4 protein-coding genes are annotated in these 17,955 nt (G+C 67.1%); 1 reads left to right on the top strand and 3 read right to left on the bottom strand.

Features of this window, described 5'->3' with window-relative positions; genetic code table 11:
* Window position 1 precedes the first annotated feature (1 nt).
* From UC34_RS15505 to panG, 3 genes are all read right to left on the bottom strand, one after another.
* Window positions 2-13,315, bottom strand: a complete 13,314-nt coding sequence (locus tag UC34_RS15505) for a non-ribosomal peptide synthetase (protein ID WP_044456248.1) — start codon at window positions 13,313-13,315, stop codon at window positions 2-4.
* A 123-nt stretch (window positions 13,316-13,438) separates the two neighbouring features.
* On the bottom strand, window positions 13,439-14,413 hold the full coding sequence (gene panH, locus UC34_RS15510; RefSeq protein ID WP_044458248.1) for a pandorabactin biosynthesis dioxygenase PanH: 975 nt from the start codon (window positions 14,411-14,413) through the stop codon (window positions 13,439-13,441).
* Between the two features lie 79 nt (window positions 14,414-14,492).
* Window positions 14,493-16,184: a pandorabactin export ABC transporter PanG gene (gene panG / locus UC34_RS15515; RefSeq protein ID WP_044456249.1), complete on the bottom strand. Its 1,692-nt coding sequence runs from the start codon at window positions 16,182-16,184 to the stop codon at window positions 14,493-14,495.
* Between the two features lie 325 nt (window positions 16,185-16,509).
* On the opposite strand from panG, the gene UC34_RS15520 reads away from it, so the two are divergent.
* Window positions 16,510-17,886, top strand: coding sequence for a lysine N(6)-hydroxylase/L-ornithine N(5)-oxygenase family protein (locus tag UC34_RS15520; protein ID WP_044458249.1), 1,377 nt, complete (start codon window positions 16,510-16,512; stop codon window positions 17,884-17,886).
* The last annotated feature ends 69 nt before the right edge of the window (window positions 17,887-17,955 follow it).

Raw genomic sequence — 17,955 nt, forward strand, 5'->3', positions numbered from 1 at the left:
TCTATCGTGCCTCCGAACCGAGCAGCGCCTGCAGCGCCTCGGGGGAAAGGGATTCCATTTCGCGCAGGGCGGCTTGCAGCGCGCCATCGGTGGCGTCTGTGAGGTCCGCCGCAGCGTTGATGTCGGGATGCGACGCCGATGTCCGTGCCTGCGCCACCAGCGCGTCCAGCGTTTCGGCGAGCGCGCTCAGGCGGCTGGCTTCGAACAGTGTGCGCAGCGGCACATCGAGCGACAGCGCGTCTCGCAGACGCGACACGACCTGCGTGGCAAGCAGGGAGTGGCCGCCCAGCACGAAAAAGTCGTCGTGGCGACTGACACGCGGCACACCCAGTACGTCCTGCCAGATCGAGGCAACGAGTTGTTCGCTGCCCTCGTGCGGATCCTCGAAACACGTCGCACCGACGGCTTCCGGCACCGGCAGCGCTCGGCGATCGAGCTTGCCGTTGGGCGTGAGCGGCAGCGTGTCCAGACGCATCCACAGGCCCGGCGCCATGTACGTCGGCAACTGTCCTTCGAGGTGACTGCGCAGGCGCGGCCATAGCTCGGACGCGTCCACTGGCGACACCACGTACGCCACCAGTTGCTCGCCCGCACCGTCGTCGCGCACGACGACGGCCGCATCGGTCACGTCGTCGTGGCGCAGCAGGTGTGCCTCGATCTCGCCGGGTTCGATACGGAAGCCGCGCAACTTGACCTGCGCGTCGCCGCGACCGAGGTAATCGAGCGTGCCGTCGACAAGACGTCGCGCGCGGTCCCCACTGCGGTACATGCGCTCGCCGGGCGCGCCGTAGGGGTCCGGTACGAAGCGCTCGGCCGTAAGCCCCGCCTGCCCGAGATAACCGCGCGCCAGTCCCTCGCCACACACGTACAAGTCACCCGCGACACCCGGCGGCACGTCGTTCAGACCCGCGTCGAGCACACGCCAGTCGAGGTCGGCAATCGGCTCGCCGATGGGGGAGCCGGCGGTGTCCTCGGCCCGCAATACGCGCCGACTCACGTGCACCGTCGTCTCGGTGATGCCGTACATGTTGGTCAGGCGCGTCGCGTCGCCAAAGCGTTGCCACCACGCAGCAAGCCGCGCCGGGGTGAGCGCTTCGCCGCCGAAGACGACATGGCGCAAGGTCGTCGTGACCACGTCGTCGGGCATGGCGCCGAGCCATTGGTAGAACGCCGAGGGGGTCTGGTTGAGCACCGTCACGCCCTCCCGGCGGACGAGCGACCACATCGCGACCGGATCGCGCGCCGTGTCGTGCGAGACGACGACCAGCCGCGCGCCGTGCACCAGCGCACCGAAGATCTCCCAGACGGAGAAGTCGAACGCGTACGTGTGGAACATCGTCCAGACGTCATCAGCATCGAACGCAAAGTCGCGAGATGTGCCGAGCAGCAGCTGCATCAGGTTCCGATGGGTGAGTTGCGCCCCCTTGGGGCGGCCCGTCGAACCCGACGTGTAGATCACGTAAGCCAGCTGATCGACGTGGACTTCACGGGCCGGCGCGCACACAGGCAGCGTGTCGTCCGTAAGCAACGACTCGATCGTCTGCGCGCCCGACGGCAGCCATGGGGCGTGCATCAGCGACGCCTGCGTGATTGCATGGGTGACGCCGGCGTCCGCCACCATGTAACACAGCCGGTCCGCCGGATAGGCCGGATCGAGCGGCACATAAGCCGCCCCGGCCTTGAGGATGCCGAGCATCGCGACGATCAGGTCCGTGCCACGCGACATAGCCAGCCCGACACGCGCTTCCGGGGCAACCCCCGCGCGGATCAGCGCATGGGCGACGCGATTGGCGCGCGATACGAGTTCGGCGTAGGTCAATTGCGATTGGCCGTCGTTCACGGCAATGGCATCGCCATGCGCTGCGGCCTGCGCGTCGATGGCCAGATGGACCGGCATCGGCACGGCCACCCTCGTGCGCGGGTGGCGACGGGACGGCGGCGCGGCGTCGTGCCCGCACATGGCCAGACGCGCCACAGGCACTTGCGCCTGTGCCATGGCCACGTCGAGCAGCGCCAGCCACTGGTCGCCCAGGCGGCGCACCGTCGCCGCGTCGAAGACATCGCAGGCATACGTCAGCCAGCCGCGCAACGCGCCGGCGTCGTCCTCCTCGGTGTCCAGCGCGAGATCGACCTGCACGTGATGCGCGCGACGCTCGATGGCCCGCATCGTCAGGCCCGCCAGATCGCTCAATGGGGCGAAGGCGCGCTTCTGGTGATTGAGCGACACCTGGAACAGCGGATGACGCGAAACGCTGCGCACCGGTGCGAGATGCTCCACCAACCGCTCGAACGGCACATCCGCATGCTGTTGCGCCGCCAGCAACCCATCGCGAATCTGCGCGACGAGCGACGCAAACGTCGTGGGCGTATCGATCTGCGAGCGCAGCACCTGTGTATTGACGAAAAAGCCCACCACCGGCTCGACCGACTCGTGCGAGCGCCCGGCGACCGGCAGGCCCGTTCGGATGTCCATGTCGCCGGTGACGCGATGCAAGAGCAGATGGAACGCGGCGGCCATGACCATGAAGCGCGTCACGCCGTGCTCGCGCGCGAAGCGGTCCAGCCGCGCAGGCAAGTCGGGCGATACCGTCAGGTCGATGCTCGCCCCCGCGCCGTCACGCGTCGCCGGGCGTGCCCGATCGAACGGCAGCGCCAATTCGGGGTGTGTCGTGCCGAGTTGCGCACGCCAGTACGCCAGTTGCTCCGCCTGCGCGGGACTCGCCAGTTGCTCACGCTGCCACACCGCGTAATCGCCGTAGCGCACCTGCGGTGCCGGGGCGCCCACCGACGCGCGCGCTGGCGACACGCCACTCGCATGGGCGCGATAGGCGTGTGCCAGATCGCGAATCAACAGGTTCATCGACCAGCCGTCCGAGATCAGGTGATGCATGACTAGCATCAGCGCATGCGAGTGCTGGCCCAGCGGCATCAGATGCACGCGCCAGAGCGGCCCGGCCACCAGATCGAACGGCGCCCGCGTGAGGGCATCGAGACGCGCCTGGACGGCGGCGTCGCCGGCGCCCGGGGGAATGTCGGCGTCGCGAGTGAACGCGACCGGCAGCGTGGCATGTACGCACTGCTGCGGCGCGCCGTCGACATCGTTGACCACGATAGTGGTGCGCAAGGCGTCGTGCCATTCCGACAGCGTGTGCAGCGCGCGTTCCAGCGCATGCGCCTGCAATGGCCCTTCCAGACGCAGCGCACCGGCGATGTGATACGCGCCCTCACGTGGCGCCAATTGCGTCTCCAGCCAAACGCGGCGCTGCGACGACGACAACGGGAATCGGGTGCGATGCGCATCGCCGCGTGTGGGGCCCGGCGACCCGACCTGAACGGGCGTCGCGTCAGACGACGCTGCAGCGGGGACCGGCGCGGCCAGCGTCGCGAGTCTGGCAATCGTCGGATGCGACGCCAGGTGCTGCGGACCGACCTTGAGGCCGCGCTTGCGCAGACGGGCAATGACTTGCAGCGCAAGAATGGAGTCACCGCCGATGTCGAAGAAAGCGTCGTGGCGTCCCACCCGATCGCGTTTGAGGACCTGACACCAGATCGAAGCGATCTCGGCTTCCGTGCCGTCGTGCGGTAATTCGGTCGTGGCTTCGCCTGGATCGCCGAGCGCGGCCAGCGCGCGACGATCCACCTTGCCGTTCGCGGTGAGGGGCAATCGGTCGACGCCATCGAGTCGCGCGGGAACCCACGCGGCCGGTAACGCCGCGCTCAGCGCCGCGCGTACGACGTCGGCCGACGCCCCGCCCGTATAGACACCGTGCAACCACGCGCCCCCCGGCCCGTCATGACGCGCCACCACGACTGCGTCCGTCACCCCCGGCACCCGACGCATCGCCTGTGCCACTTCGGCGGGTTCCACGCGATAGCCGCGAATCTTGACCTGATCGTCCATGCGGCCGAGATAGACATACGCGCCATCGGCACGTTGCACTGCCCGGTCGCCGGTGCGATACAGTCGCCCCCCGGCGCGCCAGGGGTCCGGCACGAAACGCTCGGCGGTCTGCCCCGGCGCCCCGAGATAGCCTCGTGCAAGCCCCGCCCCACCGAGATAGAGCTCGCCGGCAACACCGGGCGGCACCGGGTTGAGGTCGGTGTCGAGCAGGTACGCATGAAGGTTGGCCAGCGGATATCCGACCGGCACCGACGTCGTCAACGCGCCCTGCGGCAACGCATACGTCAATGCGCCGACGGTCGTCTCCGTCGGCCCATAGTGGTTGAGCACCGCCAGCGAGGGGCGCGCTGCCCGAATATGTCCAACGAAGTCCGGATCGAGCGACTCGCCGCCCGTTACCAGAACGGCGCGTGGCAATACCGATTCGCCCGCCGCGTCGAGCAGACCTTTCAGATGGCCCGGCACGATCTTGAGCACGTCGATGGGACGCGCGGCGCACCATTGCGCAAATCGTTGCGCATCGAACGCGCACGCCTGCGGCACGAGATAGAGCGGACGTCCCAGCGCCAGTGCGCCGAACAGCGTCGTGTGCCCCAGATCGGCAGCCACGGTCGACGCCATGGCGAAACCGCCCGCCGGCCGATCGCCAGCATCCGGACCGCTCTCGGACAAACGCGTTGCCACGGCTTGCACGTAGTTGTGCAACGCACCCCGACTGACCACGACACCCTTCGGTTCGCCCGTCGATCCCGAAGTGTAGATGACGTAGGCGGCTTGCGACGCATGAGTTCGTACGGGCCTGGGCGTGGCCGAGCCATCCGGGGGCGCAGTCGACGTCAGCGCATGCCAGCGGATCGTCGGCGACTGCGTGATTGCGGGTGCGTGCTCGTCGACGATCACGGCCTTCGCACCGCTGGCGTTCACGAGCCGGTCAAGACGCTCGACGGGCTGCGCGGGATCGAGCGGAACGTAGGCGGCTCCCGCCTTCCAGATGCCCAGAATCGCGCCGACCCATGCGGCACTGCGCGGCAGGCAAACGGCGACACGATCCTCCGGTCCGATGCCACGCGCCTGAAGCGCCGCTGCCAGACGATTCGCCAACCCATCGAGTTCGGCACGCCGCAAAGCGCCATCCTCGCCCTCGGCAGCCAGCGCGTGGCCGTCACGCGCCACGTGCGCCTCCCACACATCCAGCAAATCCAGCGTCGGCCAGACCACGGCATCCGTCGTCTGCGCAACGCTGTCGCCCAACCCGATGCGCGCCAACGGGCCATCGATGCCTGACGCCAACGCGCCGAGCAACGCGACGAACTGCTCGCCGAGCATGCGCACGGCAGCCTCGTCGAACCGCTCGCGAGCGAAGGCGAGCACGAGGCGCAGACCGTCGTGCTGCTCGACGATGAGCGAGAGCGGATAGTTGTTGCGCGCTTGCGGCTCACGTTCCAGTAACGACAGACGCAGGCCGTCGGCGCGCTGGCCGAGGAGTGCCGCGTCGAGCGGATAATTCTCGAAGACGACGATGCTCTCGAACAATGCGCCGTCGGCGCCCTCGCCTTCGCGTTGCGCTTCGCGGGTGATCGCTGACAGCGCCACATGCTCGTGGTCTCGCGATTGCGCCGTCTGCGTCTGCAACGCTCGCAACCACTGCGCGACCGTGCGGTGCGCTTCGAGTTTGGCGCGCACGGGCAAGGTGTTGATAAACAATCCCGCCATCCGTTCGATGCCGGGCACGGCCGCCGAGCGTCCCGAGGCCGTCACGCCGAACACCACGTCGCGCAAACCCGCGTGACGCGCCAGCAGCATCGCCCACGCGCCCTGACACAAGGCGCCCGGCGTCACCCCCGCGCGACGCGCCGCGTCGCACCACGCCTCCCATTGCCCTGGCGCGAGCGTCCATGCCACCTCGCCGTGGCGCGACGTGGGCGTCGGTCGTGCCGCGCCCTGGGCTATCGCGTGCGCTGCGGGCAGCGGCGTCGGCGCGCCCACGCCGTCGAGCAACTGACGCCAGTGCGCCAACGACGCCGTGGCGTCGCGCTCGCGTTGCCAGACCGCAAATTCCGCGAACGATGGGGCCGCTTCCAAATCGGCTTGAGGCTGCCCGCCGCCACGCGCGCATGCGGTATATCGCGACATGACGTCGCTCAGAACCAACCCGGTGCTCCAGCCGTCGAGCGCGACGTGGTGACTGCTCCAGAGCAGCCACCAGCGGGCCTGCGCGAGACGCACCAGCGCCATACGCACACGATGCGCCTGCGCGAACGAAAAGCCTGCGGCGCGCTCGGCCGCGAAACGCGCGTCGAGACGTGCATGCTGTTCGGCGGCCGTCAGGCCACGCCAGTCCTCCTGCGGCAGCCACCCGGCGCCGGACGTGACCGTTTCCTTAGCATAGACCAGCAGCAGCGGCTGCTCGCCCACGTCGGTCGCATAAGCGGTGCGCAGCGCCGCATGGCGCACGATGGTGTCGCGCCACGCCTGCGCGAACGCATCGACATCGAGTTCGCCCTCGATGACGAAGCCCTTCTGATAGAAATACGGGTCAGCCGTGCCTTGTTGCTGCGCGTGAAAGAGCAGGCCCTGCTGCATCGATGTGGCCGGGACTACGGCTTCGAGCTGTTGCGCAGGCGCGGGCAGCGCCGCCAGTTGTTCGCCGGTCAGCCCCGCGTGCGGGAAATCCTCAGCGACGATCGGCTCGTTGCCGGGCAGCGTCTGCGCAAATGCGAGGAGCGTCGCGCCGATGTCGTCGATCAACGTCTGCACGTCTTCACCGGCCAGACGCGAACGGTCATAGCGGCAAACCACATGCAGCGTGTCGTCACGTTGCCAGACGTCGAACGTCAGCCAATTGGGGGGGGCCACCTCCGGCGCATGCGAGAGTCCGCCGTCGACAATGGCGACGACGCCATCCTCGGGCTCACGGCTGACGGTGCGCCCCACGAAGTTCACGGTGACGAGTCCCTGCGGCAGCGCCGCCAGCGTTTGCTGCGCAACCGGGGTGCCGAGATAGCGGAGTGCGCCATAGCTCGCGCCCGCCTGCGGCGCGCGTCGCCAGGCGGCGCGCACGGCGGCCAACGTCGCGTGAGGCGTCGCCCCAACGTCGACGGCGAGCGGCCAGGCCGCCGTAAACCAGCCCAGCGTGCGGGACAGGTCGCCTGCGCCCTCGCCGCCGCGACCGTGACCTTCTACGTGAACGACATAGCGCGCGGCATCGACACGCTTACCCAGCGTATGGATCACAGCGGCACCGAGCACCTCGTGCAGGCGAACGCGGCGCAATCCTGTCAGTGGCTGCGCAATGTCCGCGTGCCACGTCTGTTCGATCTCACCGGCGCCCCGTTCGACAAGGTTGTCCTTCGCGATGTCGATCGTGTCGAGCGCCCCTTGCAGCGATTGCTGCCAGACGCCGAGCGCCGTCTGCGCCGCCTCGGTGTGCGTCCAGTCGTGCCAGCGCTGCGCCCAGGCGCGCATCGACTCGCCCGCGGCAGGCAACGCGCCCTCCTCGTCCGGAGCATGCTTGCGCTGATCGAGGGCCGTTTGTAGATCGGCAAGCAAAATGCGCCACGACACCCCGTCGATCACCAGATGATGCGCCACGAGGAAGCAACGCAGTCGTCCGTCCTCGGTGCGCACCAGCAGCGCACGCAACAGCGGGCCGTCGGCGAGCGACAGGCTCCGCTGGGCTTGCGCGAGGCGCTCGGCCAACTGCGCTTCGTCGCACATGGCGGCATGCCAGAGCAGATCGTCGGCCGCGTGCGGCGCGACGTACCGGGCATGCCAACGGCCGTCGCGCTCGGTGAAGCGCAGTCTCAACGCATCGTGATGAGTCGCCACGCGCGCCAGCGCCTCGCGAAGCGTCGACACGTCCGTCCCGTCCGCTCCATGAGGCAACCGCACTTCGATCCATTGGTTCCAGTGATCGCGACTCGCCACGTCCTGTCGGAAAAACCATGCCTGCACGGGCGTGAGCGGAACATCGCCCTGCATCGGCTCCGGCGCAGGGGTTTCATCCCCGGCGCTGCGCGTGGGAAGCGCCTGTGCGGCCACGCGCGCTAGCGTCTGATGACGGAAAACATCCTGCGCGCCGATTTGCCAGCCTGCCTGACGCGCGCGACTGACCATCTGCATGGCGACGATGGAGTCTCCGCCCAGCGCGAAGAAGTTATCGTCGCGACTGACCGAGGGCACGTGCAGCAACGTCTGCCAAATGGCGGCGAGCGCAATCTCCGTCGCGCCCTGCGGCGCTTGTCCGCCCGCACTGCCCCACACCGGCGCCGGCAACGCGGCACGGTCCCGCTTGCCGTTGGGCAGCTTCGGCAACGTGTCCAGCACGATCACGAGCGACGGCACGAGATAGTCCGGCAGCCGGTCCGCCAACGCCATGCGCAGCAGTTCGCCATCGAGCCCCTTGCCCGCCACGTATGCCACGAGCTGGTCGCTCGTCGGTCCGGCCACCACGACGGCCAGCGCATCGTCGACGCCCGCTTCGCGCAGTAACTGAGTCTCGACTTCGCCGGGTTCGATGCGAAAGCCGCGCACCTTCACCTGCTGATCGAAACGCCCGAGGTACACGAGCGTGCCGTCGGCCAGACGTCGCACACGGTCACCGGTGCGGTACATCCGCGCGCCCGGCTCGCCGCGCGGGTCCGGCACGAAACGCTCGGCGCTCAGCCCCGGGCGACCGAAGTAGCCTCGCGCGATACCCTCGCCGCCCAGATACAGCTCTCCGACGGCGCCAGGCGGCACTTCGCCCAGCCACGGATCCAGCACCCACGCGCGACGCCGGCCCACAGGCACGCCGATCGGCGCATAGGCCTGCGCGGTACGTTGCACCGCCGGTTGCGCGTCAAGATCGCCGTCGATGGACCACGCGACCGGCGTCATCACGCATTCGGTCGGGCCATAGCCATTGATCGTCTGCGCAGGACGGAACATCGCCTGCGCCGCGCGCAGCGCAGGCCACGGCATCGCTTCGCCACCGAACGACAGCAGCCGAAGCGCCGGCGCCCCGGTCGCGGCACTGGTGGCCAGACGACTCAGGTAAGCGCTCGGGAAGCCGGCGTTGGTCACGCCGTGACGGCGCATGACGTCGAGCATCGTCTGCGGCGCCCAGTGCCTTTCGTCGGCGATGAACAACGACGCCCCGCAGATCAACGGCGCCATCCATCGTTCGTGCGCACCGTCGAAGTTGATCGACAGCACGTGCAGCTCGCAGACGTGCGGCGTGAGACGATACTGCGCGCCCGTCGCCACGCAGTGCATGGCGAGCGGTCCATGCGCGACCGCCACGCCTTTGGGAACGCCCGTCGAGCCGGACGTATAGATCAGATAGGCGAGTTGGTCCGGGTGCAGGCTCAATGGCGGCGTATCGCTCGATAGCGTGCGCTCGGCAACGATGTCGGTCAGGGCGGCATGGCGCGCTGGCATCCATGGCGCATCCATCAACGATGTCTCGGTGAGCACCAGCGAAATCCCGGCGTCCTCGATGATTTGCGCCAACCGTTGCGCCGGATAGGATGGGTCTAGCGGCACGAACGCGCAGCCCGCCTTCATAATGCCGAGCAGGCCGGTGATCATGGCCGTCTGACGCGACATCGCCAGACCGATGCGCGCCTCGGGCGTTGCGCCGTGCGACAGCAGCCAATGGGCGACGCGATTCGCCGCGCACACCAGTTCGGCATAGGTCAGCGTGCCCGCCTCGTCACGCAGCGCAATGGCCGCCGGCTGTTGCCGGGCTTGCGCGTCGACGAGTGCGGGCACACTTTGAAACGCCAGTGACTGCGACACCTCGGGCGCCGCCGTGCGACGGTTGCCGTCCAGCGAGCCTTCGAACGCCACGTCGAGCGCCGCCAGCGGCCGCGTCGGCATCGCCAGCAATGTCGCCAGCCCGGCGCACCAGTGCGCGCCAAGTCGTTCGATGGTCTCGACGTCGAACAGATCGGTCGGGAATGTCAGACGGGCACGCAGCTTCACGCCGTCGAGCGGATCGGGGCGCGCGCCGATCGGACGGTCCCCGTCGGCCGCCCCGTCATGGAACTCGTCGATGTCCAGCGCCAGATCGTATTGCGCACCGCCGGTCAGCGGCTCGGCAACGACATTCAGCTCCGTTGGCCAACCGGCTGCGACGCGCGACGATGCGGCGTTGGCCACATGATGATTGAGCATCACCTGAAAGAGCGGGGACTGGCCAAGACTGCGCTGCGGCGCGATACGCTCCACCACACGCTCGAACGGCGCGTCGCGATGCGCCTGCGCAGCCAGTGCCCCGTCGCGCACCTGTGCGACCAACTGGTCGAAGCCGGCCGTCGGGTCGACCTCCGCACGCCAGACCTGGGTGTTGACGAGACAGCCGAGCATACGTTCGAGCCCTGCGATGTCGCGCTGCGCGATCGGCACACCGATCCGAATGTCGGTCTCGCCCGCATAGCGATGCAACAACCATTGGAATGCGGCTGCCAGCACCACGAAAGGCGTGGCCTTGCGTTGTGCGGCGTACGTCAGCACGTCGCGCGTGAGACCGGCCGGAAGATCGAACGCCAGCGTGCGGCCCGTCCCGCTGCGTAACGCACCGCGCGCCCGGTCGAACGGCAATGTGAGGAACGGCGAGGGTTCGGGCAGACGTGCCTGCCACCAATCGAGCTGGCGCTCGAGCGCGGCGCCGCCGATGTGCGCATGCTGCCAGTGCGCGTGATCGCCCGGCTGCACCGGAACGGCTTCGAAATCGGGCGTGGCGCCATTCGCATAGGCGCGGTAAGCGTGTGCGAGTTCATCGACGAGCAATGTCATCGACCAGGCGTCGGTCAACAAGTGGTGCAGGACGAAGACGATCCGGTGCTGATCGTGCTGATCGGTCAGGACATCGCGCGACATGCGCAGCGAAGCCACGCGCCACGGCGGCGCCGACTCGGGCGCAAAGGGTTCGGCGAGCAGCGTACGCGTGAGGGATGCGGCGGCCGCTTCGGGATTCGGATCGCCCGTCAGATCGTGCACGGTGAGCGCGATATCGGCGCGCCTGTGGACGACCTGAACCGCAACGCCGTCACGCTCGTCGAACGTCGTGCGTAAGGCGTCGTGGCGCGCAGTGACGATGTCCAGCGCTTGCGCAAACACGGCTTCATCGAAGCACCCGTTGATGCGCAACTGGCCGCCGACGTGATAGGCCGCACTGTTGGCCGGATCGAGGCGATGGACGAACCACAGTCGCGACTGCGCGAACGACTGACGAAACACCCGCACGTCTGACGTCTCTGCCAGCGGTGTCGCGCTCGGAATGGTGCGCGAAGCGGTGGCGTCTTGCGTGTCGGACGCCGGGGGCACCTTCGCCAGCGCTTGCACCCACTCGCCCAGCCGCGCGTGCTCGTACAGCGATGCCGGCGTCGCTTTGCGCCCGAGCCGTTCACGCACGCGTGCCAGCACCTGCATCGCAAGCAATGAACTGCCGCCGCAAAGGAAGAAATGGTCGTCTGCGCCGATCGACGTCCGCCCAAGCACTTCGCACCAGATGCTGGCGACGGTCTCGTAGAGGGTATCGTGCGCGCGGGCGCTGTCGTGCCCGACGGCAGACGGTGGCGGCGTCCCGGCGTCCTTATCGAGGATCACGCCGTTGCGCCAGGTCGCCCACGCGTCGAGTGTCCCGTCGCGCCAGCCCTTCGCACACGCACTGCGCTGCAACTTGCCGCTGGACGTCTTCGGCAGCGCCCCCGGGTTGAGCAACACCACGACGGCAGCGGCCTGCTGGCAGACGTCGGCGACCGCCACGGCAATCGCTTCCGCCAACGTTTGCGCAGGCACCATTTTCTGGACGCCGCGTCCCACTTCGGCCGCGACGCCGATGCCCGGCTCGCCGTCGATGTCCACGGCAAAGGCCGTCACGCGGCCCTTGCGCACGAGTTCGACGTCGGCCTCGATGGCCTTCTCCAGATCCTGCGGGTACAGATTGTGGCCGCGCATGATGATGACGTCCTTGCAACGGCCCGTGATGTAGAGCTGCGCCTCGTGAACGAACCCGAGGTCGCCGGTGCGCAGCCAACGCCTGCCACTCTCCTCACTCGCCTGCACGAACGTACGCGCGCTCGCCTCCTCGTTGCGCCAGTAGCCTTGCGCCACGCTCGGCCCGCTCACCCAGATCTCCCCCACTTCCCCCTGCGCCACAGGCGACGGGGCGACGTCGGACGAATCGCTCCATGTCATGAGGCGCACGTCGTGCCCGAGCGGCGTCGCGCCGCAACCCACGAGCATCGTCCCCGCGTCGCGACAGACGTCGGCGCGTTGCCGCGCCAGCGCGCCAGGGTCGAATTCGACGGCGGTCATGCCGTCGCCGCGCCGCCCCCCGGTGACGAACAACGTCGCCTCGGCCAGGCCGTAGCAGGGATACACCGCCTTCGGATCGAAGCCCGCCGGGGCGAATGCCTCGCAAAATTCGACCAGCGTGTCATGGCGCACCGGCTCCGAGCCGGAGAAGGCCAGACGCCACCTGCGCAAATCCAGTGCGCCGATGGTCGCGGCGTCGATGCGCTGGGCACACAGCCGATACGCAAAGTCAGGGCCGCCGCTGACGGTGCCGCCGAACTTGTCGATGGCGCGTAACCACCGCACGGGTCGCTCCAGAAAGAACTGAGGCGACATCAGTATCAGACGCGCCCCACGATAAATGGGGGACAACAGTCCGCCAATCAGCCCCATGTCGTGATAAAGCGGCAGCCAGCTCACCATGGTGTCGTCGCGCGTCATGCCCAGCCCCGCCACGATGGCCGCTTCGTTGGCCATCAGGTTGGCATGACTGACCATCACGCCCTTTGGCGTCGATGTCGAACCCGAGGTGTATTGCAGGAAGGCCAGATCGGAAGGTGAGACGCTCGTCTCCTGCCATTGCGCGGCGAGCGCGTCGTCGATCTCATCGACCACCACGATTTCCACGTCGCGCAGTTCCGGCGCCGCGTCGCCGAACGCCAGCATGGCGTCGCGATGGCGACGGTCGGTCAGCACGAAGCGCGCGTTCGCATCGGACAGGATCGAGCGCACGCGGGCAAGATGTTGCGCACGGGCCGATTCCGGCGGAAACGCCGGCACGGCGATCGCCCCCGCGTAGAGACAACCGAAGAACCCCGCCACGTAATCCAGTCCCGTGGGCATGAGCAACACTCCGCGCTCGCCATGCGTGCGGCCCGCCGAGAGACGTTGCAGCGTGGCTGCGACCGCTCGGGCACGGGTGTCGAGCCCCGCGCAGGTCAGCGCCTGCCCCTCGCCGTCGTCGCTGGACAGTGCACGCAGCGCCTCGCGCTCAGGCTCGAGACGAGCGCGTGCGCGCAGCAGGTCGACCATATGTTCGATGGGGCCGATCGATTCGACCGCAGCACCGGACGAAGCGGCCATGGACGGGACAAAATCGAAGGGGACGGGCAAGCGAAGAGCGTCGTTCATGACGGTAGCGACTCACGAAGCGGGAACGAAATCAAAAGACCGGCGCGGGCTGCGCCGTCGGCAAAGGCGCCGGGCCATGATCGGGAATATCAATCGGCGCCAGCGAGGCACCATCGGCCGAAATCAACGATCGGCGCCGTGCGCCTGCGCCATCGCCACGATCACCTTGCGCGGCCCCTTGAAGGGAGAACGCGCGTGCGCGGCGAGCATGTTGTCGAGCATCAGCACATCGCCGTTGCGCCACGGGAAGCTGATCTTCTCGGCCTCCAGCGCGTGACGGATCGTCGCCAGGGCGTCTTCCTCGATGGGGCTGCCGTCGCCGTAGTACACATTGCGCGGCAGGTCTTCCTCGCCGACGACATCGAGCAATGTCTCGCGCACGTCGGGCGCCAGATTCGAGAGGTGGAACAGATGCGCCTGATTGAACCAGACCCACTCGCCCGTCACCGGATGCTGCGCGACTGCCTGACACAGTTGGCGCGTGCGCAACTCGCCATCGTCCTTCCACTCGCACGCAATGCGATGCGCCCGGCAATAGGCTTCCACCTCCGCGCGATCTTCCGTGTTGAAGACCTGTGTCCATGGCACATCGAAGCCATTGCCGAAGTTGCGCACATACATCAGGCCCTTGCTGGCGAAGCGCTCGCGCAGCGCCTGCGGCACCCGCGCATAAATGCGACGACTGTCGGCAATCGGCGTCTCGCCGCCCTCCTGCGCCGTCAGGACACTGTAAAACCAGATCTTCATCGGCCAATCGCGCGTGTACGATTGTTCGTTATGCAAAGGAATGTGCTGATGCGGCGGATATTCGGTCGACGTATAGACGCCTTGCGAGACCTTGCTGCGCGGCGTGGAGCCGAATTCATAGGTCAGCAGCGAATGACCGAACGACGCGGCGAACTCGCGGAACGCCGCATCGCCGTCGACGCGAAAACCGCGGAAGAGCACGCCACCGCAAGTCGGGAGATATTCATCCACCAGCGCGTGCAGCGCACTGGCGGCGGCCTCGATCGGCACACCGGCATCTCGCGGTTCGACCACCATCGGGAGGTCGCCATCCGTGCGCAGGGCGCGCACATCGAGCATCGTATCGAGCATGGTTGGATCCTCAACGAAACCGCGGCGCCAAACGCGCCGCACTTTCATTGACGATCCTCGTGCCCGCAATTTAAGGGGTTTACGCGGATGACTGCGGTTTTTCTCCATGCACATCGGCATGGACAGTCGCAGGCGGCGCGACGCCCGGTTCGCCGTCGACGATCAACTGGCCGTTTTCCATCTTCACCAGCCGGTCGGCGAGTCCGAAATAGCGGTCGTCGTGCGAAATCACCAGCACGGTCTTACCCTGAGCCTTGAGCTCGGGGAGAATCTCGCGATAGAAAACTTCCTTGAACACCGGGTCCTGATCGGCCGCCCACTCGTCGAATACGAGGAACGGGCGATCCTCGACGCACGCAGCCACGAGCGCGAGACGCTTGCGCTGTCCCTGCGACAGATCGCGCGTGGAAAAGGCGCCATTCGTCACGCTCACCTTGTGTTGCAGATGAAGACGCGCGAGCCAGCGCGCGGCGAAGGCATCGATCCGGGCAGGATCGGTTTGCGCATCGTCCGCGCCGAGCAGGGTTTCGAACAGATGAAAGTCGAAGAAAATTGCCGAAAACAACTGACGGTACCGATCGCGATTCTTGAGGTCGACCGACTGACCGTTCCACACGATCTCACCGCTCTGCGGCACATACAACCCCGTAAGGAGTTTTGCGAGCGACGTCTTGCCACTGCCGTTGCCGCCGATCAGGAACGTGATCTCGCCCGGCCGGAACGTCAGATCGATCGGCCCCATACGGAAAATCTCGTCCTGCTGCTCGTGGTAATAGCTATGCGTGATGCCGTGCAGACGCACCAGCGGCGCGCCCGTCGTCGCCATGTCGGCCGACGTGACTTCATCGCTGCGCATCGACGCCGTCACTTTCTGAATGCGCTCGCTCGCCACGCGCGCCATCGTCAGCAGCGGAATGTTGTTAAGCATCGCTTCGAGCGGCGTGACCATGTACAGGAAAACAATGGCGTAGCCGGTCGCCACGTGGGTGCTGCCCGAGGTAGCGCCGACCATCACGAACAGCACGAGTCCGATCAGCGCAAAGAACAGGAAACGCACCCAACTGACCGAGAAGATGAACAGCGTCAGACCGCGCGAACGGTTCTCCTGCACGGCTTCGATGGCCGCACCCAGCACGCGCGCGAGGAACGCATCGGCACGACGACGATTGAGCTTGAGTTCCTTGGCGCCCGAGGCCAGCGTCTGAAAATGGCCGAACAGTTCATCCTGACGTTGCCCTGCCGTGCGCAAATACCGAATCACTTTGGTGTGGCTGATGTGATATCCCACCGCGCCGAGACCGATCGCGACACACGCCATCAGGAAAATCGGCCATGACAGTATCGCCAGATACAGAAAGCAGCCCGTGACGATGGCGCCGTTCATGACGAGCGTGGGCAGACCGATGAAAAAATTCGCGACGTGGTTGGCGTCGTCGGCCAGCACCGACTGCACGCGAGCGCCGCCGGTGGACTCGACCACACGCAGCGGCGCGTTGACGATGATGCGCGACACATGACGTCGCAGTTCGGCCAGCGTGCGCTGCCCCAGCCGGGTGAACAGCGCCCCGGCACACATCTGCGCGAGCATGGACAGCACGGCGAGCGCGGCGAACCGCCAGGCCAGCGCGCCGAGTTCGGCCGCCGGGGCGCCTAGCGCGCGATTGATCGACGCAATCAGCATGACGTTCGCCACGCCGCAGGCGAGCGAGGCGACTACCGCCGCCGCGAGCAGCCAGCGCGAGGCGCGCAACAGGAACAGAAACAGGAACACGGGACTCTCCGCGGGTGACCCGCCGTCGCCCGGCAGGTCTCGATGAAGGGACATGGGAGCCCGCGCGCGCCATGGCATGGCGTGAGATGGCACGACACGACATGACACGGCACAGCGCCGCATTTTCGGCTCCACCGCTCAAAGACGATTCAGGACACGGAAAGTTTTCGGTACGCAGCCCATCCTGGCGCCGCTTCGCTATCGCCATCGGCCAGGGGTAAATTTCACGAAAAGCTCATCGTCTTCTGGGAAACGGATGCTTTGTACGCATTCCCCCCGATTCCGGATCCGGATGACTTTGCCGGATGACCCTGCCGAGGCCCTCATGCACGCAAGTACAGAACCGTCCACGACGACGCCCGCCCTCCCCGACGCGGCGCCCCACGATCTGATCGGCGTTGGCTTCGGCCCGTCCAATCTCGCCCTCGCCATTGCACTCGAAGAGCACTGCGGCCAGCGGCTCGGTCCGGCGCGCTTTCTGTTTCTGGAAAAGCAGCCCGAGTTCACCTGGCACGGCAATATGCTGCTCTCGAACAGTCGCATGCAGATCGCCTACCTCAAGGATCTGGCGACGCTGCGCAATCCCCGCAGCCGCTTTACGTTCATCAACTACCTGCACGAGAAGGCGCGCCTGTCGGCCTTCATCAACCTGCAAAGCCACTACCCGACGCGCCGCGAGTACAACGACTACCTGCGCTGGGCGGCCGCGCACTTCCATGGACAATGCGCTTATGGCGAGACCGTGACGGGCATCGAACCGGTGCGCGAGCGCGATCAGGTCGTCGCCCTTCAGGTGCATTCGCGCAACGCGCAGGGCGAGGCGCAGTCGCGCCGTACGCGCAACGTGATTCTGGGCGCAGGCGGCACACCGCACGTGCCACCTGTCTTTGCCTCGCTTCATGGCGCCAGACACGCCCGAGTGTTTCACTCCTCCGAGTATCTCGCGCGCGTCGCCGCGCTGAACGACACGCAGCCTCGCCGCGTCGCCGTCGTGGGCGGCGGGCAAAGCGCGGCCGAGATTTTTCTCGACCTGGCGGAGCAGTGGCCGCAGGCCCAGGTGGATCTCGTCATGCGTGGCCGGGCGCTCAAACCCGCCGACAGCAGCCCCTTCGTCAACGAGATCTTCGATCCTCAATTCACCGACTTCATCTACGCGCAACCGGTGGAACAGCGCGAGCGGATTCTGGACGAGTTTCGCAACACCAACTATGCCGTGGTGGACGACGATCTGATCGCCCGCATCTACGACGTGCTGTACCAGCAACGCGTGGGCGGTCACGGGCATCACGCGCTGCTCTCGTGCCACGACATTCAGGAAGCGCGCGCGCATGGCAATCACGTCACGCTGCATATGCACGAACGCCTTTCGGGACGCGCGGTGACGCAGCATTACGATGTCGTCGTGCTGGCGACCGGCTACGAGCGCCGCACGCATGAGGCCCTGCTCGCGGATGTGGCGCCCTGGCTCGACGGCTTCGAAGGCGAGCGCGACTACCGGCTGCGCGCACAAAACAACTTTCAGCCGGGCATTTATCTGCAAGGGTATTGCGAGCCGACGCACGGGCTGTCCGACACCCTGCTCTCGATTCTGGCCACGCGTGCTTCCGAGATCGCCACCTCGCTCCTCGCAAGGGGCGCTTCGCAACACGACACCTGCGCACAGCCGACATCCACCGCCCGCATCACCGCGCTGGCGGGATGACAGGCAACCGGCACGATGCGGCAGCACGAAAAAACGGCGCCGGCAGCCTGGCTGCGGTGCCGTTCCCGT

The organism is Pandoraea vervacti (assembly GCF_000934605.2).
Classification (GTDB): domain Bacteria; phylum Pseudomonadota; class Gammaproteobacteria; order Burkholderiales; family Burkholderiaceae; genus Pandoraea; species Pandoraea vervacti.